This window comes from Pantoea sp. X-Soil-TKNS-1211, from assembly GCF_059730495.1.
Genome location: NZ_AP035957.1, coordinates 24,671 through 46,803, shown reverse-complemented (window position 1 = coordinate 46,803; position 22,133 = coordinate 24,671). Strand labels below are relative to the sequence as shown.

At 54.0% G+C, this 22,133-nt stretch carries 21 protein-coding genes; 10 read left to right on the top strand and 11 right to left on the bottom strand.

Annotated elements, in window-relative coordinates:
- Positions 1–27: 27 nt before the first annotated feature.
- Positions 28–699 (top strand): DUF2625 domain-containing protein, encoded by a 672-nt coding sequence (locus AC6I8W_RS26850; RefSeq protein ID WP_497839603.1) that lies wholly within the window; start codon positions 28–30, stop codon positions 697–699.
- Between the two features lie 50 nt (positions 700–749).
- On the opposite strand, the gene AC6I8W_RS26845 is transcribed toward AC6I8W_RS26850, so the two are convergent.
- From AC6I8W_RS26845 to AC6I8W_RS26835, 3 genes are all read right to left on the bottom strand, one after another.
- Positions 750–959, bottom strand: a complete 210-nt coding sequence (locus AC6I8W_RS26845) for a YMGG-like glycine zipper-containing protein (RefSeq protein ID WP_208727313.1) — start codon at positions 957–959, stop codon at positions 750–752.
- A gap of 122 nt (positions 960–1,081) precedes the next feature.
- Positions 1,082–1,990 carry an arginase family protein gene (locus tag AC6I8W_RS26840; RefSeq protein ID WP_497839602.1) on the bottom strand — a complete coding sequence of 303 codons (909 nt, stop codon included), beginning with the start codon at positions 1,988–1,990 and terminating at the stop codon, positions 1,082–1,084.
- Between the two features lie 66 nt (positions 1,991–2,056).
- Positions 2,057–2,839 carry a MipA/OmpV family protein gene (locus tag AC6I8W_RS26835; RefSeq protein WP_497839601.1) on the bottom strand — a complete coding sequence of 261 codons (783 nt, stop codon included), beginning with the start codon at positions 2,837–2,839 and terminating at the stop codon, positions 2,057–2,059.
- 126 nt (positions 2,840–2,965) lie between these two features.
- Here AC6I8W_RS26835 and AC6I8W_RS26830 point away from each other — a divergent pair, with 126 nt between their 5' ends.
- The 5 genes from AC6I8W_RS26830 to AC6I8W_RS26810 all read left to right on the top strand — a co-directional run bounded on the left by AC6I8W_RS26830 (position 2,966) and on the right by AC6I8W_RS26810 (position 10,198).
- On the top strand, positions 2,966–3,658 hold the full coding sequence (locus tag AC6I8W_RS26830; RefSeq protein ID WP_497839600.1) for a response regulator: 693 nt from the start codon (positions 2,966–2,968) through the stop codon (positions 3,656–3,658).
- A complete protein-coding gene (locus AC6I8W_RS26825) occupies positions 3,655–4,836 on the top strand; it encodes a sensor histidine kinase (RefSeq protein ID WP_497839599.1) in 1,182 nt (393 codons plus the stop codon). Before AC6I8W_RS26830 ends, AC6I8W_RS26825 begins: the two co-directional genes overlap by 4 nt.
- Before the next feature lie 93 nt (positions 4,837–4,929).
- A complete protein-coding gene (locus AC6I8W_RS26820; RefSeq protein WP_497839598.1) occupies positions 4,930–6,060 on the top strand; it encodes an efflux RND transporter periplasmic adaptor subunit in 1,131 nt (376 codons plus the stop codon).
- Positions 6,057–9,119 carry an efflux RND transporter permease subunit gene (locus AC6I8W_RS26815; protein ID WP_497839597.1) on the top strand — a complete coding sequence of 1,021 codons (3,063 nt, stop codon included), beginning with the start codon at positions 6,057–6,059 and terminating at the stop codon, positions 9,117–9,119. Before AC6I8W_RS26820 ends, AC6I8W_RS26815 begins: the two co-directional genes overlap by 4 nt.
- Positions 9,120–9,349: 230 nt before the next feature.
- Positions 9,350–10,198 (top strand): sugar phosphate isomerase/epimerase family protein, encoded by an 849-nt coding sequence (locus AC6I8W_RS26810; RefSeq protein WP_497839596.1) that lies wholly within the window; start codon positions 9,350–9,352, stop codon positions 10,196–10,198.
- 5 nt (positions 10,199–10,203) lie between these two features.
- Here AC6I8W_RS26810 and AC6I8W_RS26805 read toward each other — a convergent pair whose 3' ends face one another.
- The 4 genes from AC6I8W_RS26805 to AC6I8W_RS26790 all read right to left on the bottom strand — a co-directional run bounded on the left by AC6I8W_RS26805 (position 10,204) and on the right by AC6I8W_RS26790 (position 14,731).
- A complete protein-coding gene (locus tag AC6I8W_RS26805; protein WP_497839595.1) occupies positions 10,204–11,184 on the bottom strand; it encodes a LacI family DNA-binding transcriptional regulator in 981 nt (326 codons plus the stop codon).
- A gap of 85 nt (positions 11,185–11,269) precedes the next feature.
- A complete protein-coding gene (locus AC6I8W_RS26800; protein WP_497839594.1) occupies positions 11,270–12,418 on the bottom strand; it encodes a Gfo/Idh/MocA family protein in 1,149 nt (382 codons plus the stop codon).
- 1 nt (position 12,419) lies between these two features.
- A complete protein-coding gene (locus tag AC6I8W_RS26795) occupies positions 12,420–13,484 on the bottom strand; it encodes a sugar phosphate isomerase/epimerase family protein (RefSeq protein WP_497839593.1) in 1,065 nt (354 codons plus the stop codon).
- A 17-nt stretch (positions 13,485–13,501) separates the two neighbouring features.
- On the bottom strand, positions 13,502–14,731 hold the full coding sequence (locus AC6I8W_RS26790; RefSeq protein ID WP_497839592.1) for an MFS transporter: 1,230 nt from the start codon (positions 14,729–14,731) through the stop codon (positions 13,502–13,504).
- 219 nt (positions 14,732–14,950) lie between these two features.
- Here AC6I8W_RS26790 and AC6I8W_RS26785 point away from each other — a divergent pair, with 219 nt between their 5' ends.
- From AC6I8W_RS26785 to AC6I8W_RS26775, 3 genes are read left to right on the top strand one after another with little or no spacing between them, the layout of a single operon-like run.
- Positions 14,951–15,850, top strand: a complete 900-nt coding sequence (locus AC6I8W_RS26785; protein WP_497839591.1) for a LysR family transcriptional regulator — start codon at positions 14,951–14,953, stop codon at positions 15,848–15,850.
- A gap of 23 nt (positions 15,851–15,873) precedes the next feature.
- Positions 15,874–16,764, top strand: a complete 891-nt coding sequence (locus tag AC6I8W_RS26780; protein ID WP_497839590.1) for an alpha/beta hydrolase — start codon at positions 15,874–15,876, stop codon at positions 16,762–16,764.
- Positions 16,765–17,103 (top strand): cupin domain-containing protein, encoded by a 339-nt coding sequence (locus AC6I8W_RS26775; protein ID WP_497839589.1) that lies wholly within the window; start codon positions 16,765–16,767, stop codon positions 17,101–17,103.
- Between the two features lie 127 nt (positions 17,104–17,230).
- On the opposite strand, the gene AC6I8W_RS26770 is transcribed toward AC6I8W_RS26775, so the two are convergent.
- The 3 genes from AC6I8W_RS26770 to AC6I8W_RS26760 all read right to left on the bottom strand — a co-directional run bounded on the left by AC6I8W_RS26770 (position 17,231) and on the right by AC6I8W_RS26760 (position 19,560).
- Entirely contained in the window at positions 17,231–18,472 is a 1,242-nt protein-coding gene (locus AC6I8W_RS26770; protein ID WP_497839588.1) for an L-lactate MFS transporter, read from the bottom strand.
- A gap of 294 nt (positions 18,473–18,766) precedes the next feature.
- Positions 18,767–19,183, bottom strand: coding sequence for an Exc2 family lipoprotein (locus tag AC6I8W_RS26765; RefSeq protein ID WP_480371967.1), 417 nt, complete (start codon positions 19,181–19,183; stop codon positions 18,767–18,769).
- Positions 19,184–19,290: 107 nt separating this feature from the next.
- Positions 19,291–19,560, bottom strand: coding sequence for a hypothetical protein (locus AC6I8W_RS26760; protein WP_497839587.1), 270 nt, complete (start codon positions 19,558–19,560; stop codon positions 19,291–19,293).
- 718 nt (positions 19,561–20,278) lie between these two features.
- On the opposite strand from AC6I8W_RS26760, the gene AC6I8W_RS26755 reads away from it, so the two are divergent.
- The gene (locus AC6I8W_RS26755) at positions 20,279–21,019 is read left to right on the top strand and encodes an SDR family oxidoreductase (protein ID WP_497839586.1); all 741 of its coding nucleotides are present in this window, start codon (positions 20,279–20,281) and stop codon (positions 21,017–21,019) included.
- A gap of 59 nt (positions 21,020–21,078) precedes the next feature.
- On the opposite strand, the gene AC6I8W_RS26750 is transcribed toward AC6I8W_RS26755, so the two are convergent.
- Complete coding sequence (locus AC6I8W_RS26750) at positions 21,079–22,107, bottom strand: methionine synthase (RefSeq protein ID WP_497839585.1); 1,029 nt, start codon at positions 22,105–22,107, stop codon at positions 21,079–21,081.
- Positions 22,108–22,133: the final 26 nt, after the last annotated feature.

Below are 22,133 nucleotides of genomic sequence, written 5' to 3'. Positions count from 1 at the left end.
GGCATTAAAAACGTCACGGGAGTATTTATGAAAGGACTGGATGAATTAATTAATCGCCAGGAACCTGGCTGGGACAGCGTACAACAATGGCTAACTGATGCCACTAACAGCGTCGATGTTCTGGTTAAGGATAACAACCTCGCCGCACAGGCTTTAATTGACCTCCAGGTAACCACACGCTCACCGCTGGGCGCGGTCGTTTACGAAACCGGTGGCATGTTAATTGATGGGGGTTGGTTGCGTATCCTGGGTTCTGGTCATCCAGAATTACCCCGCAATCCTGCCGTCTGGACACGATTACTCTCCCAACGCCACGCTTTTCAGGCCCTGTTAATCGCTGATGATGTATCGGGTGGTTTTTTCGCCCTGAATGGCGGCGGGCTGGGCAAAGATCAGGGGGGGATATACTACTTTGCACCTGATTCCCTCACATGGGAAAGCCTGGGCATTGGTTATTCTGGCTTTCTGGAGTGGGCATTCAACGGCGATCTGGCTACGTTTTATCAGACGGTACGGTGGAATGGGTGGCGGGAGGAGATCTCCTCGCTCAGTGGAAACGAGGTGTATAGTTTTTTCCCTTTCTTGTGGACCGAACCGACATTGCCAGTGACGCAGCGTAAACGTTCCCGCGTGTCCATTGAAGAGCACTGGGCGCTTTCTCACGAGCTGGCACAGGACCTTAGTCAGCAGCAAATCTGAGGGGTTTCGCATTCAGTCAGAGGGGGGTTTTGGCTCCTCTGACTGATAAATCAATGTTTTTCTGCCGCGTTTGCCTGCTTCTTGCTGGCAAGATGATGACCCACCACACAGCCAACCGCAGCACCGATAATGGCATGATGCTTGAGGTGCCCGACCGCGGCACCGGCAGCCGCACCTTTCAGGCAGCCTTCTGCCCGCGCCTGGGAAGTGACGGACAACAACAGGCCCAACGTGACAACCAGCATCGAAAGTTTACGCATGTAAATGTAGTCCACTGAAAATTTGATAAAAATGGGTTCACAGGATAGCGCGCTCAATCCTAATGAATAATCAACGGGTTGAAAGATAGATCTGCATGTTGGGACCATCCAGGAAGGCAGCGTTATTGGTGTGCGGAAAACATCGCTGCGAGCATATTCACGATTAATTCGGCACATTTCCCATCCGGATCCCGATCAGGATCAAACACGGAGACCGTCATTCCACAACACAAAGGATTCAGCAGCAATGGATAACAAATCTTCTCCAGCCAGAGCGGATCAATTCCCGGACTACCGGGAGAATCCACCGCAGGCATCACGGCCTGATCCAGCACATCAACATCAAAATGAAGCCAGAAACGTTGTTCGGGGCGAGTATTAATCAGCTGGTTTATGGCAAAAGTAATCTTCGCGACACCTGTCTGGTGCGCAGTGAAGACATCAATGCAATGGATTTGTGTCTGTGCAATATCTGGCCAGGCAAAATCAGCATTTCGTGACTCGCGTTCACCCAACTGTAGAATCTGTTGCTCCGCCACCAGTGGTCCAATGATGCCCGGCCACTCTGTTAACAGGGGTTCCCCGCGCCCGGTAATCAGTGCCAGATCCATTCCTGCCACCGCCCCCAAAGTCCGAGTGGGATCATAATTGCCGGGATGGCGAAAATCGCTGTGACCATCAATGTGAATGAGTGAAACGGGACCCGCACGGCGAGAACCCGCCAGCGCGCCCAGCAAAATAGAGCAGTCGCCACCGATAACCAGTGGGAAATCTCCCCGCCTCTGGACATCGTCAACTTCGGCTGCCAGCCGCAAACAGAAATCGCGAATCGCATGTCCATTGCGTATCCGCGTACCGGGTTGTGCATCAGGGAAATAATCCGGCCGTGATAATGCAGTCACAGTATTCACGTTCAGCCTTGTCGCCAGACCATGCGCCATTAATACCTGCGGTGCGCGCCAGGTGCCAGGAATATGGCCCGGATACAACGGTCTGAGTCCGAGATTGCACGGAGCCAGCAAAATATGCATCAAAAGCCTCGCGTCAGAAAAACAATTTCGCCATCTGATCCACTGTGGCCCACAGGCATAGATTTGTCATTGACTAACCCAGGTATAAAACACGCCAAGGAGCACCGACGCTTCATTGCGCCGGAACACAATCGGGCTATCTTCTGTGTGCTTATCCAACCAGATGTAGTCGGCACTGACCAGCGCGCCCCAATTTGGGGTGAACTGGTGACTCCATGTCAGGCTGGTGTCAGCACCATAAAAACCTCCGGGCGCATCATATTGCGTGTAGCCTGTGCGTCGGCTTTGTCTGGCGCTGACACCATAGAAGGTATTCATATAGCGACGGTCGCCGAACAATGCCGCCGTACTCAGTGCCACCGTATCCGTATTGGTCTGAAGCGGGATCAGGGTGGCGGAAGTCTGGTAATTCGTCCCCTGACTGTCACTCAGCGGTAGGGTCGCTTTGCTCTCCAACGTCAGCCAGGGGGTTATTGTCCAGCCAACCGCGATGGCCGTGTTGACCGACGCTTTAATATTTCCCATACCTTTCAGTTTGTCGCTGCCATCGCGCCAGTTCGAATTCTGTTCTGAACGTCCGAGGTTATAGCCCAGCGTATGTTCCAGGTAAAACCCGCTGTCACTTTGCAAGTCATAGCCCAGACCTTTCTGTGAATCGAAGAACAATGCGCCATCCCGCGCCTGTACCAGCGGCATCACCTGCCAACGGCGTTTATCCGATCCGCTGTAGCGAGGAAGGTTCTGCCCTACCGCCCCCACGGTAAGGCTCGTCTGTGCGGCCCATCCCCCCATCATCGGGCCTGTAAAGGTAAAACAGACCATATACAACTTCAGTTTTCTGGATATCATTGGGACTGCTCCGTACCTGTCTCATTAACGTGCCGTTGTCGCGGTGGCCGTGTATGCCAGGTGAATATACGGAGGCAGTATCAGTAAACTGTCAGGGATTTATGAAGAAACGGTCAAGGTGTCTGAATGTCCGGAAAACGAATACTGATTATCGAAGATGATGCGGACGCTGCCGATGTACTGGACGCGTATTTACGACGGGAAAACTATGACGTCTTTGTGGCAGACAGCGGTCCGGCTGGTCTGGAGATGAGCCAGCGTCTGCACCCGGACCTCATTCTGCTGGATGTGATGCTGCCGGGAATGAAGGGTACTGAGGTACTGGCAGCGATACGGCGCAAAGAGAACACGCCGATTATCATGGTCACTGCGATGGGCGATATGCCAGATAAAATTGGTGCACTGCGTTACGGTGCCGATGATTATGTGGTCAAACCCTATAATCCCGGTGAAGTGGTGGCACGCGTACAGGCCGTGCTACGCCGTGCCACGCGAGAACCTGAAGTGCAGTCACTGCGCTGGCAGGGTCTGGAGGTGGACGCCGCCATGATGACGGCCAGTGTCCGGCATGACGAGGGCGATCTCGCTACCCTTGAGCTGACGCCCACGGAGTTTAGTCTTCTGACCACATTGATGGGGGCACCCGTGCGCCCCTTCTCACGCCAGACCCTGCTTGAACGCTGTCTGCCGGAGAGTGATGCGCTGGAGCGGGCCGTCGATACCCACGTCTATAACCTGCGCAAAAAGCTGGAAGCTGCCGGTATTTCTGACGTGCTGGTTAACGTGCGCGGTATCGGCTACCGGTTCCGTCAGCCATGAAGACGCTACAGCAGCAGACGCTGTGGCGCTGGATTTGCGTGCGAATTCTGGCGCTGGCGGTCGGTTCCGTGGTGGTTATCGCGCTGTGCATGTGGCTGCGATATACCGTTGAGAGCCTGTGGATACAGCACCAGATGCCACAGGCTCTGCGCGACGAGTTTGCGCTGTTGCGTGCACATCCGACATCGGACCCCGCCCGCTTTCATCAGATTGTCGATGCATGGTGGGGCATCAGCTTCTCCGATCCCTCAATCGCCTCCGCAGACTGGCTGACGGTCGCTATCCTGGTGGTGGTCATTATCCCGTTTATTGTGGTGCTGGGGCTGCGTTCTGCACGGCCACTTGCGGCTCAGTTCAGCCACCTTGCGGCGGCTGCCAGCGCGGTTTCAGAGGGGAATTTCAGTGCGCAGGCTGAGCAGGTAGATGATGCCCCGCTGGAGCTGGGCCGCTTTACCCAAGACTTCAATACCATGATGCAGCAACTGGCACGCTATGACCGTGAACTGCGGGCGTCCCATGTGGCGATGGCCCATGAGCTACGTTCGCCCCTGACGGCGGCCATTGGTCGTTTGCAAGGCATGATGGACGGCGTATTTACCCCTGACCACCGGCAACTGTCGATGGTCATGAAACAGCTGCAACTCCTCAGCCGACTGACCGATGAATTGCACCTGCTGTCGCTGGCTGATGCCGGTCAGCTAAGCCTGAATAAATCGGTAACGGACCTCACCGTATTGTTGCGCGAGCGAGCAGCTTGGCTGGCACCCCAGGCACAGGAGGCGGGCATGAAGTTCAATATCACCTCTGACGCTTCCTGCTTCTGCGAAGCTGACCCGGTCCGTCTCGGACAGGTGGTGACCATTGTGATGGAAAATGCCCTGCGCTATGCGGCAGAGGGTGGCGGGCTGACGGCCCTGGCCCGAAAAACACCGACCGGGTGTGAAATGGTTTTCTGCGATCGTGGTCCGGGCGTGCCCGCTGATTTTCTACCGGTCATGTTTGAACGCTTCGCCCGTGCAGAATCATCACGGGCGCGCCATTCCGGTGGCAGCGGACTGGGCTTATCCATTGCTCGCGGTATCTGCGCAGCACACGGTGGCAGCATTCACGCCATTCCAGGCAAGGACCAGGGGCTGGTGATCACCATAACGCTCCCCGTTGGAAATATCCGCGCATAAATTTTCCGTCTTGACAGGTTCCTGACAGAACGCGGGGGTAAATCCTGACACTGTTGCGGTTGAATGGCCGTAATCTTGTTCAGGAACACTGCCATGACGGAAAACCTTTCTGACCTGCCCGACTGCGCGCGGCAGGTACTACGCCACCTCTTTACTCCCCACCGGCTGACCCTGCTGGGATATTGCATACTGGCGCTACCTGCCGCTCTGCTGCTTACCGCCTGTGGCGGCAAGTCTGATACACAAGCGGCAGCGCCACCACGACCGGTTCGAACCATCACAGCACCACCGCCATCACGCACCAACATTTTCTGCCAGACCGGTGAAGTCCGCCCGCACGATGAAGTGACGCTCGGGTTCCGTCTCGATGGCCGTTTGCTGACACGGTTAGTGGACGTGGGGGCGAGTGTGACCAGCGGACAACTACTGGGTACACTGGAGAGTGGTCCTACTCAAAACCAGCTCGACAGCGCGCTTGCCGCTGAGCGTCTGGCAACGCTCAGCCTGAAACGCATGACAGCGTTAATGCCCTCCGGTGCTATTGCTCGTGTCCAGCTTGATACCGCCCGCTCAGACTGGCAGGCCGCCGTCTCCCGCCGCGAGAGCAGTGAGGCCGCGCTGAAGACCGCGCGTGAAGATCTGAGCTGGACACGTCTGACCGCCCCGGCTGCGGGCGTGATCACGCAGGTCAACGCGCAACCAGGACAGGTGCTCAGTGCCGGACAACCGGTGTTGACCCTCGCGGTCAGCAGTGGTCGTGACGCCGTCATTGACGTGGCGGATCCGCAGATGTTTTCTCACCACACCGGCTTATTCAGCATCTCACTGGTGAACGACCCGTCCGTCATCGTCAGTGGCACCCTGCGTGATATCAGTCCGCAGGCGAACCCGCAGACGCGCACCTGGCGCGTGCGCATCAGCCTCAATGACCCACCGCCCAACATGGCGCTGGGGGCAAGTATACAGGTCATGCAGTCTGGAGCAGGGCCAGCCATGATTGCACTACCCGCTTCGGCTCTCACCTGGACAGCGGGGAAACCGGCGGTCTTCGTGGTTGACACAGCCTCCCACCAACTGGAACTGAGGCACATCACGCCTGGTGGCTATACCGCCAATGGTATCCTGGTGTCTGCGGGTGTCGTGCCGGGAGAGGCTGTGGTGATCGCTGGCGTCAGCAAACTACGACAGGGCGAGACCGTCGCCTTCGGGGATAATGTTGAATGAGCCAGCCATCCTCACCATTCACCTTTAACCTGTCTGCGTGGGCGCTGCATCATCAGCAGCTCATCGTCTTCTTGATGCTGCTGGTCATGGCAGCAGGCATCATCAGCTATCAACAGCTGCCGCGTAACGAAGACCCGGCTTTTACCATCAAAACCGCCGTGGTATCAGCCTCATGGCCTGGAGCCAGCGTGCAGGATACGGTAAATCTGGTCACCGACACGCTGGAGAAAAAACTACAGGAAATTCCGTATCTGGATTACGTGGAAAGCGACACACACGCCGGTCAGGCGGTGGTATTTGTTAACCTGCGGGATGATACCCCGCCCGGACAGGTGGCGGGGATCTGGTATCAGGTGCGCAAAAAGATGCAGGATATTGCCACGTCGCTGCCGTCAGGCGTGAAGGGGCCGTCAGTTGATGACGAGTTCGATGACACCTTTGGCACGCTGTACGGATTTACCGCCGAGGGATTTACCTCGCGGGAACTGCGCGACCGGGTGGAGGCGATCCGTCGCGAGCTGATGTCGCTGCCGGACGTAGGTAAAATCCGTCTTATCGGAGAGCAGGAAGAACAGCTGGTGATCACCTTCTCTCCACGGCAGATGGCCGGCATGGGGCTTGACCTGCAACAGGTCAGTGACGCGCTAAAGGCACAGAACATCGTCGAGCCTGCCGGTACGTTGCGCACCGACCACGAGCAAGTGGCCCTGCGCGTCAGCGGCGCGCTAACCTCGGCAGAGAGCTTGCTCAACGTCACGCTGTACGTCAATGATCGGTATATCCCCTTGAGCGCCATTGCCACCATCCGACGAGAAACGGCTGAACCACCCGCACCGGTTTTTCGGGTGAACGGCCAGCCCGCTATCGGTCTGGCCATTTCTATGGCTGCCACCGGCAACATGACGAATTTTGGCCAGGCTCTGAACGCACGCATGCTTACGCTTAGCCAGCAACTCCCGCACGGTATTGAGATGGTGAAGGTTGCCGACCAGTCAGCCGTGGTCGCCAGCGCCATCGGTGGGTTCATCAGGGTCCTGGCTGAGGCGGTGGTTATCGTGCTTGCCGTGTCGTTTGTATCGCTTGGCCTACGCGCCGGTCTGGTGGTGGCGGCTGCAATCCCTCTGGTGCTGGCGCTAACCTTCACCTGCATGATGTTTGCCGGTATCGGCCTGCAACGTATCTCGCTTGGCGCGCTGATTATCGCACTCGGGTTGCTGGTGGACGATGCCATGATCACGGTGGAAACCATGATTTCTCGGCTGGAGGCTGGAGACTCCGCTCGGGACGCTGCCACGCATGCCTTTAAGACGACGGCATTCCCGATGTTAACCGGTACGCTGGTAATGATTGCCGGATTTATTCCGGTGGGTTTCGCCGCCTCAAGTGCCGGGGAATACTGCTTTACGTTGTTTGCCGTGATGTTGATTGCCCTGCTCTGTTCCTGGGTGGTCGCCATCCTGTTTTCGCCGCTGATCGGTGTGTGGATGTTACCGGCAAAATTGAACGCGCTGGATCACAGCAGCCCTCCAGGCAGACTCAGGCGTGGCTATCAACGTCTGCTGCTTACCGTTCTGCACCACCGGACACTGACGATTGGGGTTGCCGTGGGGCTGCTGGGCCTGGCGGCATACGGTGCAACCTTGATGCAGGGCGAGTTTTTCCCCGCTTCCGATCGGCCTGAGTTACTGGTTAGCCTGACGCTACCCGCTAACGTCTCTCAGAGCGAAACCGGGCGTCAGACCGCACGGCTGGAAAAGGCGCTGATGCACAATCCGAACATAGACCACTTTTCCAGCTACGTAGGTTCTGGGGCCATCCGCTTCTACCTGCCAATGGATGTTCTGCTGGCAAATGAAAACATCGCCCAGTTGGTTATCGTGGCGAAAGACCTCCCCGCACGTGACCGGCTGAAAAAACAGCTGGAAAACTTGTTGGCTAAACAGTTCAACGACATCACCACCCGCGTCTCCCCACTGGAACTCGGCCCACCGGTCGGCTGGCCGGTGAAATACCGCATCACCGGCCCTGATTATAAGCGGGTGCAGGTGATCGCACAGACGCTGGCGTCAACGCTTGGTCACAGCCCGTACACGCGCGAGGTCAACCTCACATCCGGGGAACCGGAGCGAACGATCACCCTGAAAGTTAACCAAACGGCCGCCAGGGCGGCGGGAGTTTCTTCGCAAAGTATCGCGCAGATGCTCAATACCATCTGGTCCGGTACGATCGTCACCACCCTGCGTGACCGCAATCGTCTTATCGACGTGGTGCTACGTGCCGATGACGCGGAGCGTCAGGATATAACTACGCTGTCCGCTCTGCTGTTGACGAATGACCAGGGGGAAAAAATTCCCCTCAGCCAGGTGGCTACACCTGCATGGGGAGTGGATGATCCGGATATCTGGCGACGCCAACGCTTGCCATATATTTCAGTACAAACCGACCTGGCACCGGGGATGCGTGCTGAGACCGTCTCACAACTGCTGCGACCGGCCGTGAACCGCCTGCGTGCCACGCTGCCACCCGGCTATCAGATAGAAGAAGGTGGTGCGGTTGCCGAGTCGAACAAAGGCAACAGCTCAGTGTATGCCATGCTGCCGTTAACGCTTGTCGTGATGCTGGTACTGTTGATGATCCAGCTACAGCGTGTCTCACTGATGTTGCTGGCCCTGTTGATGGCACCCTTTGGGCTGATCGGCGTGGTGCTGGCAATGCTGCCAACCGCTACGCCAATGGGATTTGTCGCGCTGCTGGGCGTTATCGCCCTGGCGGGAATGATCATCCGCAACGCGGTCATTCTTATCAGTGAAGCGGACCACAATCTCCGTCACGGGATGTCCTGTGAGGCGGCGATCATCACAGCAGCACAACACCGGGCCAGGCCGATCCTGCTGACCGCCTGTGCGGCGATACTTGGCATGCTGCCGATTGCAGAACAGGTATTCTGGGGACCGATGGCCTATGCCATTATTGGCGGGTTATGTGTTGCCACCGTGGTGACCCTGACGGTTCTGCCCGCGGCGATGAGCCTGGTGATGCGCAAGGTGACATACCACTGATTCCCGCCATATTAAAATGGCGCGATAAATCGCGCCACGCATCATCCGTAGGTGCGCGTTGTATCGCGCAACTCCCAGATTCCTGGTCCGGGAAAGCAACCGCTTTTTTGCCGTTTTGCGAACAAGTTCATGTTCTTGCCTTTCCAACATAAATTATGGCCAATACAAATTGTAATCGATTACTTTTTATGTAATTTGTAATCGATTACTTAAAAATAAGGCTATGAAAAATGATGAGAAAACTAATGGTACTGGCTGGTTTGGTCACGTCACTGGCTCTCCCCGTTACCCAAGCCACCGCAGCCGGTGTGGAGAACGAAATCGCGCTGCAAATGTATACCCTGCGTAATGTTGGCACCCCGGCTGAACAGTTTGCGATGGCGCATAAAGCAGGCTTCAGGCATGTGGAACTGGTGGGGACGCACGGGTTGGATGCGGCGCAAATGAAATCGCTGTTGCAAGACAATCAACTCACCGTCACCTCAGCGCATGTGCAACTGGCGGCGCTGGAGCAGGATTATCAACCCACCGTGGCGTTTAATAAGGCGATCGGCAACCACACCCTTATTGTGCCGTGGATTGAGCCACAGGATCGCCCGGACAGCCAACAAGGTTGGATCGATTACGCACAAAAGCTGGATAAGTTAGGGGCGAAATTGCGCAAGGACGGAATGCAGCTGGGATACCACAACCATAATTTTGAGATGAAGAAATACGGTGGTATCACCGCGCTTGAAATCATCCTCAACCACACAAAACGCGATAACCTCAAGCTCGAAATGGATGCGGCCTGGATATCACGCGGCGGCCAGGATCCAGCCCGTCTGCTGCAAGCCTATCCGGGCAGGGTTTATGCTATTCACGCCAAAGACAATGCCGGCATCGGGGTACGTGATGATGAAATGAATTTTGCACCGCTGGGTGAAGGCCTGCTCGACTGGAAAACCATTCTGCCCGCCGCCAAAGCCAGCGGCGTGCAATGGTTTATCGTTGAACACGATCTGCCGAAAGATCCGTGGAATATCATCACCACGTCACATCAGAATCTGCGCGCGGCACTGGAAAAACTACCGCACTAAGATTCTCAGGTACTGGCACGCACTTCGAGGTGCCAGTCCATCATCACCCTCTCCGCCGGGGACTCCGGGTTATCGATCTTCTCCAGCAACAGGGTAAAGGCTTTGCGGCCAATATTACGTGATGGCTGCACGATGGTGGTCAACGGCGGCGAGACCATTTCCGCCAGTTCGGTGCCGTCAAAACCCGCTACCGCGATATCCTGCGGCACCCGCAGACCGGCCTGTTCAATCGCCGACATCGCCCCTGCCGCCAGCGTATCGGAGACGGCAAACACCGCGTCCGGACGCGTTTCCCGTTGCAACAGTTCTTCCATCGCCTGTTTCCCGGCATGGAAACTCAGTTCACTGGCGTAGGTGATCGCCTGCCAATCCCGGCGATGTGCCGCCAGTTCCAACTGATAGCCTTGCTGGCGAAGCTGAGCATACTTATAGCTGAGATCGTGGTTAAGCAAGGCAATGCGTTGACGACCACTCTCGGCCAGATGACGTACCAGCTGACGCGAGGCATCAATGTCGCTGATACCCACGCAGGAAACATCCCCGGCATCAGCATATTCGGCACACTGCACCCAGGGTGTGGTGCCAATCAACTCGGTTAGTTCTGGCAAAGTGGTGAAGGCATCCATGGTGATCACCCCATCGACAATTTTGCCAGACAGCAATTGCAGGCTGGAGCGCGAGCGGTTGATATCAGAACCTGAGTTGCACAGCAGAATGCGATAACCGTTCCGCTCGGCCTGCTCCTCAATGCCTTTGACCAGCTCCGCACAGAAGGGGTTGGAAATATCAGACACCAATACCAACACCATCGAACTGCGTGACGTGCGTAACTGGCGTGCCAGCAGGTTCGGTTGATAGTTGCTCTCTTTGATTGCCTCCAGTACTTTTACCCGATTTTTTTCCTTTACGGTGTCGCTGTTATTCAGCACGCGCGAAACCGTGGCAACGGAAACGCCCGCCAGCCTGGCGATTTTTTGGATGGACATGTTGGCAATATTTCCTGCTGAGAAACTGATGGCATGCAGGCTACCATAAATACGTTAGCCCGGCATCGACCGGGCTAAGACGTCATCACGTGACCGACATCCAGCGCTGCTGCTGATGACTTTGGACGATGGCATCGACAATCGCCATCACCTGCGCGCCATCATCGAAGGTAGCGAAGGTTGCCGTACCACGGGCAGGCATCTCCCCCTGCTGCACTGCGGCGTAAAATTGTTGCATCATGGCGCGAAAGGCGTCCGGCCAGCCCTCAATATGGCCGCCGGGGAAACGCGCCCGACCGGCAACATCGGCGTTCATCAGTGAAGGATCGTCTGATAACAACTGGTTAGCCTGATGCCGGTAACCCAGCCACAATTGCTGCGGCGTCTCCTGATCCCACGCCAACGAGGCGGCGCTGCCATTCACTTCAAGGTTGAGACGATTTTTGCGCCCGGCAGAGACCTGCGACACGCTGAAACAACCCTTGCTGCCATCGTCAAAACGAAACAGCACAAATCCCATATCTTCGGTGCTGACGGCGCGATCTTCATAGTTTGCCTCCTGCTGCCCGGCACTGAAGGTGGAGGCAGCATTAAGATTAGCTTTTCGCGTCGGCCAGACGATCGCCAGGTCGGCCATTACCGCGACAATTTTACGTCCGGTAATAAACTGAATGGTGTCACACCAATGTGAACCAATATCGGCCACCGCGCGGGACAGACCACCCTTACCAGCCTCCACGCGCCAGTTATAATCGGTCTCCTCCAGCATCCAGTCCTGCAAATAGCTGCCCTGCGCCGCAAACAGCCTGCCCAAATCCCCCTGACGCAACATACTGGCAGCCTGTTGCACCATGGCAAACTGGCGATAGACAAAACTGACGCCATGCACCACGCCTGCCTGAGTCGCCAGCTGTACCAACTCATCCGCCTCCTCAAGCGTCATGCACAGCGGTTTTTCTGAGAATACATGCTTACCGGCCTGAATAATCTGGCGGTTGATCGCCGCGTGCAGATGGTTCGGCGTGCAGTTATGTACCGCCTGTAAACCCGGATGACGCAAAAACGCATCAACATCGCTATACGCATGCGGGACATTGAGCTGCGCGGCACGCGTCTCGGCGCTGGCCTGATCGCTATCGCAAATCGCCACCACCTGAACATTGCCGAGTCGGCGCAGCGCTTCAATATGTGCCGGACCAATAAAGCCGGTGCCAATAATACCGACGTTAATCATTTCAAGCCCCTCCCGTCAGGCCGAGCTGGGCGCGGACGCTGGCGTGCGCATCGCTGCCTGCGGCAAAATCATCAAACGCACGATCCGCAACCGGAATAATATGCCGACGGATAAATTCCGCCCCCTCACGCGCGCCGGTATCCGCATCCTTCAGACAGCATTCCCACTCCAGCACCGCCCAGCCTGCATAGTCGTACTGCGCCAGCTTGCTGAAAATACCCTTGAAGTCGATTTGTCCATCACCGGGGGAACGAAAACGCCCGGCCCGATCGATCCAGCGTTGATAGCCGCCATATACCCCGCTACGTCCATTGGGTAGGTATTCGGCATCCTTCACATGAAAGGCCTTAATCCGCGAGTGATAAAGATCGATGAATTGCAGATAATCAATATGTTGCAGATGAAGATGACTGGGATCGAACAGGATATTACAACGTGCATGGTCATCCACTGCTGCCAGAAAACGTTCGAAAGTGACGCCATCATGCAGGTCTTCACCCGGATGCAGTTCATAACAGACATCAACGCCATACTGGTCAAAAGCATCCAGTACGGGCCGCCAGCGACGCGCCAATTCGGCAAACGCCTCCTCGAGCAACATCGGGTTGTGTGGAGGCCAGGGATAAAGATACGGCCACGCCAGTGAACCCGAAAACGTCGCATGAGCTGTCAGCCCCAGCCGGGCCGAAGCGGCTGCCGCCCGTTTCACCTGTTGTGTCGCCCAGTCGGTACGTTGGGCAGGGTTGCCGCGTACCGCTGGCGGCGCAAAGCCATCAAATGCCACATCGTGTGCCGGATGCACGGCAATCAGTTGCCCCTCCAGATGGGTGGATAATTCGCTGATCGCCAGACCATACTGCGCCAGTAAACCCGTCACCTCGTCACAATAGGTCTGACTGGTTGCTGCTTTTTCCAAATCAAAAATGTATGGATGATTACAAGGGATCTGCAACGCCTGGTATCCCAACGCGGCAGCCCACTGCGCCAACCCCTCCAGCGAGTTATAAGGTGCCTGCGCACCAATAAACTGCGACAGAAAAATTCCCGGACCTTTTAATGTCTGCAAAACCACCTCCCAAAAAATCAATCACGATACTTAAACGAGAACAGGAAAATAAAAGCGATAACGGCAGCGGCAATCGCCGGTATCCACCAGAACATGGCCCAGTTCTGCGCAGATACCTGACCCGCCACCAGATGGTTGTAAAGTGCACCCGAAATTTGCGAGCCAAGCAGCATGCCAATACCGTAGGTAAACATCACCACCATGCTTTGCGCCTGACCTTTCACTTTCTCGCCAGCGACGCGGTCGGTGTAGATAAAGCCCACCACAAAGAAGAAGTCGTAACAGACGCCGTGGAGCAGAATGCCGAGCCAGATCAGCGCACGTCCCTCTTCACCCATCCCCATGGCAAACAACGCGTAACGCACAAACCAGGCAAACATCCCAACCAACAGCATGTATTTCACGCCCAGACGGCGGAACAGTAGCGGGATCACCAGCATGAAGAAGATTTCTGACATCTGACCGAAAGACATGATGGTGCTGACGTTCTCGACGCCCGCATCGGCTAACCATGAAGCGGTATAGGCGTAGTAGGTGCCCAGCGGAATGGAGATCAGCATGGCGCAGAGGGAAAAGATAAAGAAGTGGCGGATTTTCAACAGAGCAAAGGCATCCGCACAAAACAAATCCCGGACCTTGAACGGCAGACCTTTGGCGGGTGCTGGCGTGTGCGGCAACGTGAGACTGTAAACCGCCAGAACCACCGAACAAACCGCCGCCAGAGAGAAAATCGTCGTGCTCGCGGCAATGCCGGTGACACCAATAAAAATCCCCGCGACGATCCAACCGATGGTGCCAAACACACGCACCACCGGGAAACTCTTCTCACTGCTCGCCAGGCTGTGGAACGCAATGTTGTTGGTTAATGCCAGGGTCGGCATATAGCACAGCGTGTAACCAAACAGCAGCGCGATCAGTAATGCGCCGTTTTCGGCGATCATCGCCTGCGGAACAAACCACAGAATCACCGCTCCTGCCAGATGCATCACCGCCAGTACGCGCTGCGACGGGAAGAAGCGGTCCACCAGCATACCGAGCACGAAAGGCGAGAGGATCGAAGCAATCGGTCCGGCGGAAAACGCATCGCCAATCAACAGCGACATGTTGTGTTGCGTCATGACCAGCCCGAGGGTGACAGACCAACTTCCCCAAATAAAAAATTGCAAAAACATCATCAATGACAAGCGTGGAACCAGCATGCGCTGTGCTACAGCCGTGTTCCCAGAATCTTGTGTTGTAGACACCATATAAGCCTCACAGAGAAAAGTAATCGATTACAATTCACGACGCAATGAAAAGTAATCGATTACAAAATAAATATATCACGCGCTGATCACATTTCTGCATATTGCTGCCCGCTGACGTCACGGCGTTTTATTGATGATGTGAAATAACGAGAATAGAGGGTTTATTTTCCGTGATATAATTTTTCGCAATATCTTTATCTCATCCTTCAGGTGAATAACATGAAAACTGATATCAGAAATCTGGATCTCAACCTGCTGAAAGCGCTTGATGCGCTGCTGGATGAACGCAGCGTCACGCGCGCGGCTGAGCGATTGTCCCTGACCCAGCCCGCTGTCAGCGGGATGCTCACCCGGTTACGTGAATGTTTCGACGATCCGTTATTCACCCGCGCGCAGCGTGGCATTGTACCCACCTTACGCGCGCTGGAATTGGCCACACCGGTAAAAACCATCCTTACGGAAGTTGGGGAACTGTTGAAGCCCCGCGCGTTTGATCCGGCAACCGCCGACATGACCCTCAATATCGCCGCGACAGATTATGCGTTGCGCGCCGTTGTGGTGCCCTTTATGGCGGCCTTACGTCAGCAGGCACCGGGGATTCGCGTGGCGGTGCTACCGGTGAATAACGATCTGCTGCCCATGCAATTTGAGCGCGGCGCGGTGGATGTCGCGCTGATCACCCCTGACACCACCCCTCCCGAGCTGCATGCAAAAACGCTGTATGCCGAAGATTATGTTTGCCTGCTGCGTGCTGATCATCCGCTGGCGCAATCCGGTGTCTTGTCATTGGACGAATTTTGTTCACAGGATCATGCATTGGTATCGTATGTCGGGGGCAGTTTTCACGGTGTCACCGATGACGCCCTGGCGGCACTTGGCCGCTCTCGCCGGGTGACACTGTCGGTGTGCAGTTTCCTGGTGTTACCGGAAATTCTGCGTGTCAGTGATTTAATCAGCGTGGTGCCGCGCAGACTGGCGTTGAATACCGCCGGGTTAAAAATCGTGGCACCGCCGCTGGATATCCCGGGCTTTACCAAGTCCGTCGCCTGGCATGAAAGAACCCATCGCGATCCGGGACATCGCTGGTTGCGAGAATTGTTGTTTGCGACTGCGTTGTGAATCAGTCCACAGGGAAAAGTACCATGATTGATTTTGCCCAATTTAATGACGTCGCAGCGCGATCTAACACCAGCGTCCCCCTCCCCGACGACGTCGCAACCGCCTATGCCGATGGCCTGCGCTACCGCTTATATCAGCCAACCGTTAAAGGCGAGGATCTGGTGATTGTCTATCATGGTGGGGGCGTTAATATCGACGCAGGCTACGATATCCTTGCACGCCAACTGGTGGCTGAAGCCTCGCTGGCAGTCTGTCTGGTGGATTTGCGTGGACACGGCGGTTCGCCGGGAGCCAGAGGGCACGTCTCCTCTCCATCATTAATCTGGCAGGATGTTACCCGGCTTATCGATGAACTGAAAACACATCTACCTTACTCACGCCTTCACCTGATGGGGCATTCCAGCGGTGCCGGGATGCTGCTCAATTACGTTACCCACCAGCCCAATCCTGACAAGGTGAATAGTTTAATTTTAGTGGCACCGGAACTCGGCCCTTTTGCCACAGGGATCCGGCGCGTAAAACCCGCAGTCCCCTTTGCCAGGGTGTGCCAGTGGCCTTTTATTGTAAACGCCCTGTCACGAGGATGGCTGTTGGGTCATTACCCCGCAGTGCAGCTGAATTTACCTGCAAGAGCCGATTTCGTGCATCGCTACAGCGTCAATATGGCAAACGCATTGACGCCGCGCTACCCAGCCAAACAGCTGGCTGCATTGCCCTTACCGACACTGATGCTCGCGGCTGAACACGACGAACTCTTTGACCCGCAAGCCATGTCCGCTTTTGCGCATCAGCATGGCAACGATAATCTTAACTTCCGTGTTATGCCGCACAGTACGCACCTTGACTGTATTTTTCAGGTACAAGAAGCTGTACGCCAGCATATTCTTAGCCTGCATCACAACCAGGAGGAATAGATGATTTCGAAGGACAATGCCGAGCACTACATCTGGGGGGAGGGATGCGATGGCTGGTATCTGGTCAAGCGCCAGGACATGTTGGTGATTCACGAAAAAATGCCGCCACATACTCAGGAAAAAAGGCATTATCACTCCGTCGCCAGACAATTTTTCTTCGTCGTGAAGGGCGTGCTGACCATGGAACTGGCAGGGAAAAAGCAGGAAATTTCTGCCTTGCAGGGTATCGAAATTCCCCCAGAAGCAAAACATCAGGCCCGAAACGACAGCGATGACTCAGTAGAATTTATCGTCATCTCTCACCCCACGACACGCGGCGACCGTACCGACCTGCCATGAACATGAAAAATGCTGCCCGCCTGAGACAGGAGGCAGCTTGTGGTCGTGCGACAGACGGTCACTTTTCAGCTGCGGCAGCCAGAGCCGCTTGCACATCAGGTCTCTTACCAATGTGCTTCATTGAACGTTACGTCACGGCAGGTTGCAATTGGCGTAACAGGTAGATTTTCGTTGCCACAGACACCAGCAATGCCAGCGCCAGTGCCCAGACGAATACCTGCATCATGGCCTCATAACTTCCAGTGCTTTGTCGCAGCAAAGAAGAGACTGAAGATCCGGCTAATCCCGCCAACGCCCAGGCGGTTAACACATATCCATGAATAGCACTGACCTGACGTGAGCCAAATATATCGCCAATATAGGCAGGTAACGTGGAAAATCCGCCGCCATAGCAAGTCATGATCAACAACAGAACGATTTCAAATAATAAAACATCATGCAAACCAGGCAGCAGCCAGAACGCCAGAATTTGCAGAATGAAAAAGATTATGTAGGTATTGGGGCGACCAATAATATCGGAAAAGGATGCCCACATAATTCGGCCCAGCCCATTAAATAACCCGATCATCCCTACCAGTGATCCTGCGGCGACTGCTGATATACCTGTTGCCTCCTGAGCCAGCGGAGAAGCCACAGAAATTAAGGCAATGCCGCAAGTAATATTAATAAACATCATCAACCACAACCCGAAAAAACAACGCGTACGGACAGCTTCATTAGCCGACATTGGCATAACACCCCGCGCAGGTAATTTTCCCTCTTTTATATTCAGACCGGCAGCTTGCCCGTTTTCCGGCGGTAACTTCAGACAAGATGATGAAATCAACATGATGATTGCATAAACCATCCCCTGCATGAAAAAGGTCTGAGAGATACCTATCGAGGCTATGAGGAGACTCATAATCGGTCCACCTAAAAAAGCCCCAAAACCGAATCCCATAATTGCCAGACCGGTTGCCAGACCACGCCTGTCCGGGAACCATTTCATCAGCATCGACACCGGGGTGACATAACCCGTTCCCAGACCGACGCCCCCCACTAAACAGGCAAACAGTAACACCCCTAACCGTAGTGTATTGTCAGTAACCATATCTGACGTGGCAAAGCTTGCTCCCAGCAAGCCAGCAACCCATAAACATGTTGAAATGAAACCCGAAAAGCGAGGTCCGCGCCGTTCAACCACATGCCCCATGATCGCCGCAGAAGTTCCCAGCACGAAAATAGCCAGACCAAAGGGAATCCCTGCTTCAAATTCACTCCAGCCAAAAGCATCCATAAACGGTTTTTTAAACACACTCCATGCATAGACTGAACCCAACGATATATGGATACCCACAGCTGCGGCAGCAATAACCCAGCGATTATTCATGATAACCTCTTCATCAACATTCCATGATATTAAAATTATTCCCTGATGACGCTTAATTAAGATATATCACCACCTCCCTGTTCGTAACTATAAGGAGTTTGTAAATCCACTTCAATTGAGCGTGCAAAATAAACAGAGAAATATCAGGTAGAGGTTGCCATGAGGAATTACAGAGGAAAATCCATAAGCTAAAGTAATTCTGATCCATACGCTGCATGCCCGGAAGATAATAACGGGATGACGGATACCCGATACAGCTAACCAATCACCATCGGGCACCGCCAGTTAGGTTAACTATTCTTTACCGAGATAACCATCCATATAGGTTTGTGCGACGGCCTCCGACATATTGTTGCGCCAGCGTGGTGATAAACTGGCATCATCTTTATACTCTTTGCCAGCAAATCGCGACGTTCCACTGATTGATTTTATAAACTCATCGCTGTGGAAATAGCTGACCCGCTTTTGCGCATCTGCACTGGAGACACCCTGTGAGCGATCTTTTTTGCCCAGTTGCCAAAACTGTTCAAAAAAAGGTGTTGCCATGCGGATCGAATCGGCTCTGTTCATCATGAAATTGGGATCAGAATCTTCAACCGTATAGACGAATTTAATCGCGTGGCGTTTGGCGCTGGTGTCTGTCTGTGCACAGCCACTCAGTAACAGGAGGGATAAAGCAGCAATACTCAAAATACGTACATTTCCATTCATTTAAAAGCGTCCTTTTTACAAAAATCATACTTTTCATTAGATTACACAAAATTCTCTGGGCTAAAAACCAGCACCCGAAGGCGCTGGTCGAGGTCAACCAGGCGGCATCACCTATAGTCATTCACCACCTTTTCACCCTCTTCCGTTAGCCTGACCTCGTAGTAGCGTGACATATCCGTCGGCGAGGCAATGAATTCAATCAGCCCCGACCGCATCAATGACGCCAAACTCCGGCAGGTAATATCCCTTCGTTTGCATACTTCAATTTCAAAATCACATTTCATTTCCAGCCCGATGGCTTTATCACCTCGCAGCCGGTGTTTCGTACCACTTTGCATACGACGCAAAGTAATTAGCTTTGCCTGTGAAATTCCCATGCCTTCCCTTCCCCTGGATAAGATCAGTACTTATGAATGACTGCTAAACGAACGGCCTTGCGCTTTCAGACCATTTCGGTCCAACGCTTTTTATCAATTCAGTGGGGTACTCCCACATAATAAGAATATCGAAAAGGAAATGTAAATATTCCGTAAGGAAAATTAAGACTGGATTATGTGTTATACAACCTTTACTGCCAGCAAAAAATCGCCGCAAGGCCCGGTATGTACTGTAAATCTGGCAGTGGCTATCGTCACTACCAAATCTGGTAGTTGCTTTATCGGGCGAAATTCGGGCGGCATCTGGCAAGACTTTTGATGCCAACTTCTGTTGATATCCGTCGCGGTAACACGAGAGGGAGGGTCCGATTGCGCAAAGATGTATCATAAAGAAATCTGATGTGTTTATGGTATTAGCGCGAACGCGTTCACATCACCGCAATGATTTGGCCTCTGTCGGCTGAAATAATAAAATCATGACCGCTCAAAATATAATTATGTCGTCGCTCATTACTCCCGGTTAATAATTATTGCAGTTGAGTATATTCCTCTTATCATCCGCACCCCCTGAACAATAAACCAACTGTATAATAAGGAAATAGTATCTATGGAGAGACCCCGTTCCCGTAGACATTTGCTGGCCACAGCACATCCTTTTAAGTGTTGCGTTAATAAATCAGCTATTTTTCAATCACGTCTTGCAGAAAGGGAGAGAAACATGGGCCGTTTTAGCGGCAAACGGGTACTGATTACAGGCGGCACCAGCGGGATGGGCCTGGCCGGGGCGTTACGTATCGTCAGCGAAGGTGGAGAAGTTGCCATTACCGGTTTGAATCAGGAACGTATCAGGCAAGCTCGCGAGCGGTTACCGGCTTCGTCGCTGGTGCTGCATAGCGATGCCGCGAACGAGCGAGACATTGACGCGCTCGGCACCGCAATAGAAAATTGGGGCAACCTCGATGCGCTCTGGTTAAATGCCGGTTACGCGGAAGTGGGCCCGCCAGAATCGGTGACAGCCGATGCGTTTAACCGCATGATGAATGCTAATGTGCGCGGGCCGATGCTGCAACTTGCCCGCCTTTCTAACTGGCTCAATCCTGGCGCATCGGTGGTAGTCACCGCTTCCTCCTCAGTGTATGAAGGTGCCGCAATGACCAGCCTGTATGCTGCAACCAAAGGCGCCGTGGTGGCGATGGTCAAGAGTTGGGCAGCAGCACTTGCGGAACGAAATATCCGCGCCAATACCCTGGTCCCCGGACCGATCGAGACAAACTTTCGTCATTTTATGCCGGATGAGGCACGACAGCAGTTTGAGGATTTTGTGGTGGGTCAGGTTCCGTTGAAACGAGCGGGTACGGCAGCAGAAGCCGCGGCCGTGGCGTTGTTTTTATTATCTGATGATGCGGCTTATGTTACCGGTAGCCAGTATGCGGTGGATGGTGGACTGGTGCGCAACTGACGAGCTCTCAATACGGAAAAGGCGCGATTAATCGCGCCATTACGATCTCGTAGTTAACGTCAGCCCAGCAGCTCTTTGCGGACGATTTCGGCACCCGCACTTAACGCATTCAGCTTGCCTCTGGCAACCTGACGAGGTAAAGGCGTCATGCCGCAGTTGGTGCAAGGATAGAGTTTGTCGGCGTCGACAAACTGAAGGGCTTTGCGTAACGTATCGGCGACTTCCTCTGGCGTCTCAATGGTATGGGTTGCCACGTCAATGGCCCCTACCATGACTTTTTTACCGCGGATCAGTTCAAGCAGATCCATTGGAACATGCGAGTTATGGCATTCCAGTGAGATGATATCGATGTTCGAGGTTTGCAGTTTGGGAAACGCTTCTTCATATTGCCGCCACTCTGATCCCAGCGTCTTTTTCCAATCCGTATTGGCTTTGATACCATAGCCATAGCAAATATGAACCGCAGTTTCACATTTAAGCCCTTCAATGGCTCTTTCCAGGGCGGCAATCCCCCAGTCATTCACCTCATCAAAAAAGACATTAAATGCAGGCTCATCAAACTGGATAATATCGACACCCGCCGCCTCTAACTCTTTGGCTTCCTGGTTAAGAATTTTGGCAAATTCCCAGGCAAGTTTCTCACGGCTTTTATAATGTCCATCATAAAGCGTATCAATCATCGTCATGGGACCTGGTAAGGCCCATTTAATGGGTTGCGTCGTTTGCTGACGTAAAAATTTGGCATCTTCGACAAAAACTGGCTTTTGACGAGCAACCTCACCCACGACGGACGGCACACTCGCTTCATAGCGGTTACGAATTTTAACGATCTCGCGCTTCTCAAAATCAACGCCACTGAGATGTTCAATAAAGGTCGTGACAAAATGTTGGCGTGTTTGTTCGCCATCACTGACAATATCGATACCGGCTTTAAGTTGATCGTCCAGGCACAGACGCAGCGCGTCTTGTTTGCCGTCAATTAATTCCGCATCCTGTAATTTCCAGGGTGACCAAAGTGTCTCAGGTTGTGCCAGCCAGGAGGGCTTGGGTAAACTGCCAGCAGTCGAAGTAGGTAATAATTTTTTCATCACAGGTGACCTTGTACTTTCGGTTA

What these genes read in the sequence shown, in the direction of transcription:
- AC6I8W_RS26820 (WP_497839598.1), top strand. Translation starts at nt 4,930, where the DNA reads ATGACGGAAAACCTTTCTGACCTGCCCGACTGCGCGCGGCAGGTACTA.
- AC6I8W_RS26800 (WP_497839594.1), bottom strand. Translation starts at nt 12,418, where the DNA reads ATGATTAACGTCGGTATTATTGGCACCGGCTTTATTGGTCCGGCACAT.
- AC6I8W_RS26810 (WP_497839596.1), top strand. Translation starts at nt 9,350, where the DNA reads ATGATGAGAAAACTAATGGTACTGGCTGGTTTGGTCACGTCACTGGCT.
- AC6I8W_RS26765 (WP_480371967.1), bottom strand. Translation starts at nt 19,183, where the DNA reads ATGAATGGAAATGTACGTATTTTGAGTATTGCTGCTTTATCCCTCCTG.
- AC6I8W_RS26805 (WP_497839595.1), bottom strand. Translation starts at nt 11,184, where the DNA reads ATGTCCATCCAAAAAATCGCCAGGCTGGCGGGCGTTTCCGTTGCCACG.
- AC6I8W_RS26835 (WP_497839601.1), bottom strand. Translation starts at nt 2,839, where the DNA reads ATGATATCCAGAAAACTGAAGTTGTATATGGTCTGTTTTACCTTTACA.
- AC6I8W_RS26825 (WP_497839599.1), top strand. Translation starts at nt 3,655, where the DNA reads ATGAAGACGCTACAGCAGCAGACGCTGTGGCGCTGGATTTGCGTGCGA.
- AC6I8W_RS26790 (WP_497839592.1), bottom strand. Translation starts at nt 14,731, where the DNA reads ATGGTGTCTACAACACAAGATTCTGGGAACACGGCTGTAGCACAGCGC.
- AC6I8W_RS26755 (WP_497839586.1), top strand. Translation starts at nt 20,279, where the DNA reads ATGGGCCGTTTTAGCGGCAAACGGGTACTGATTACAGGCGGCACCAGC.
- AC6I8W_RS26750 (WP_497839585.1), bottom strand. Translation starts at nt 22,107, where the DNA reads ATGAAAAAATTATTACCTACTTCGACTGCTGGCAGTTTACCCAAGCCC.
- AC6I8W_RS26770 (WP_497839588.1), bottom strand. Translation starts at nt 18,472, where the DNA reads ATGAATAATCGCTGGGTTATTGCTGCCGCAGCTGTGGGTATCCATATA.
- AC6I8W_RS26850 (WP_497839603.1), top strand. Translation starts at nt 28, where the DNA reads ATGAAAGGACTGGATGAATTAATTAATCGCCAGGAACCTGGCTGGGAC.
- AC6I8W_RS26840 (WP_497839602.1), bottom strand. Translation starts at nt 1,990, where the DNA reads ATGCATATTTTGCTGGCTCCGTGCAATCTCGGACTCAGACCGTTGTAT.
- AC6I8W_RS26815 (WP_497839597.1), top strand. Translation starts at nt 6,057, where the DNA reads ATGAGCCAGCCATCCTCACCATTCACCTTTAACCTGTCTGCGTGGGCG.
- AC6I8W_RS26760 (WP_497839587.1), bottom strand. Translation starts at nt 19,560, where the DNA reads ATGGGAATTTCACAGGCAAAGCTAATTACTTTGCGTCGTATGCAAAGT.
- AC6I8W_RS26845 (WP_208727313.1), bottom strand. Translation starts at nt 959, where the DNA reads ATGCGTAAACTTTCGATGCTGGTTGTCACGTTGGGCCTGTTGTTGTCC.
- AC6I8W_RS26830 (WP_497839600.1), top strand. Translation starts at nt 2,966, where the DNA reads ATGTCCGGAAAACGAATACTGATTATCGAAGATGATGCGGACGCTGCC.
- AC6I8W_RS26785 (WP_497839591.1), top strand. Translation starts at nt 14,951, where the DNA reads ATGAAAACTGATATCAGAAATCTGGATCTCAACCTGCTGAAAGCGCTT.
- AC6I8W_RS26780 (WP_497839590.1), top strand. Translation starts at nt 15,874, where the DNA reads ATGATTGATTTTGCCCAATTTAATGACGTCGCAGCGCGATCTAACACC.
- AC6I8W_RS26775 (WP_497839589.1), top strand. Translation starts at nt 16,765, where the DNA reads ATGATTTCGAAGGACAATGCCGAGCACTACATCTGGGGGGAGGGATGC.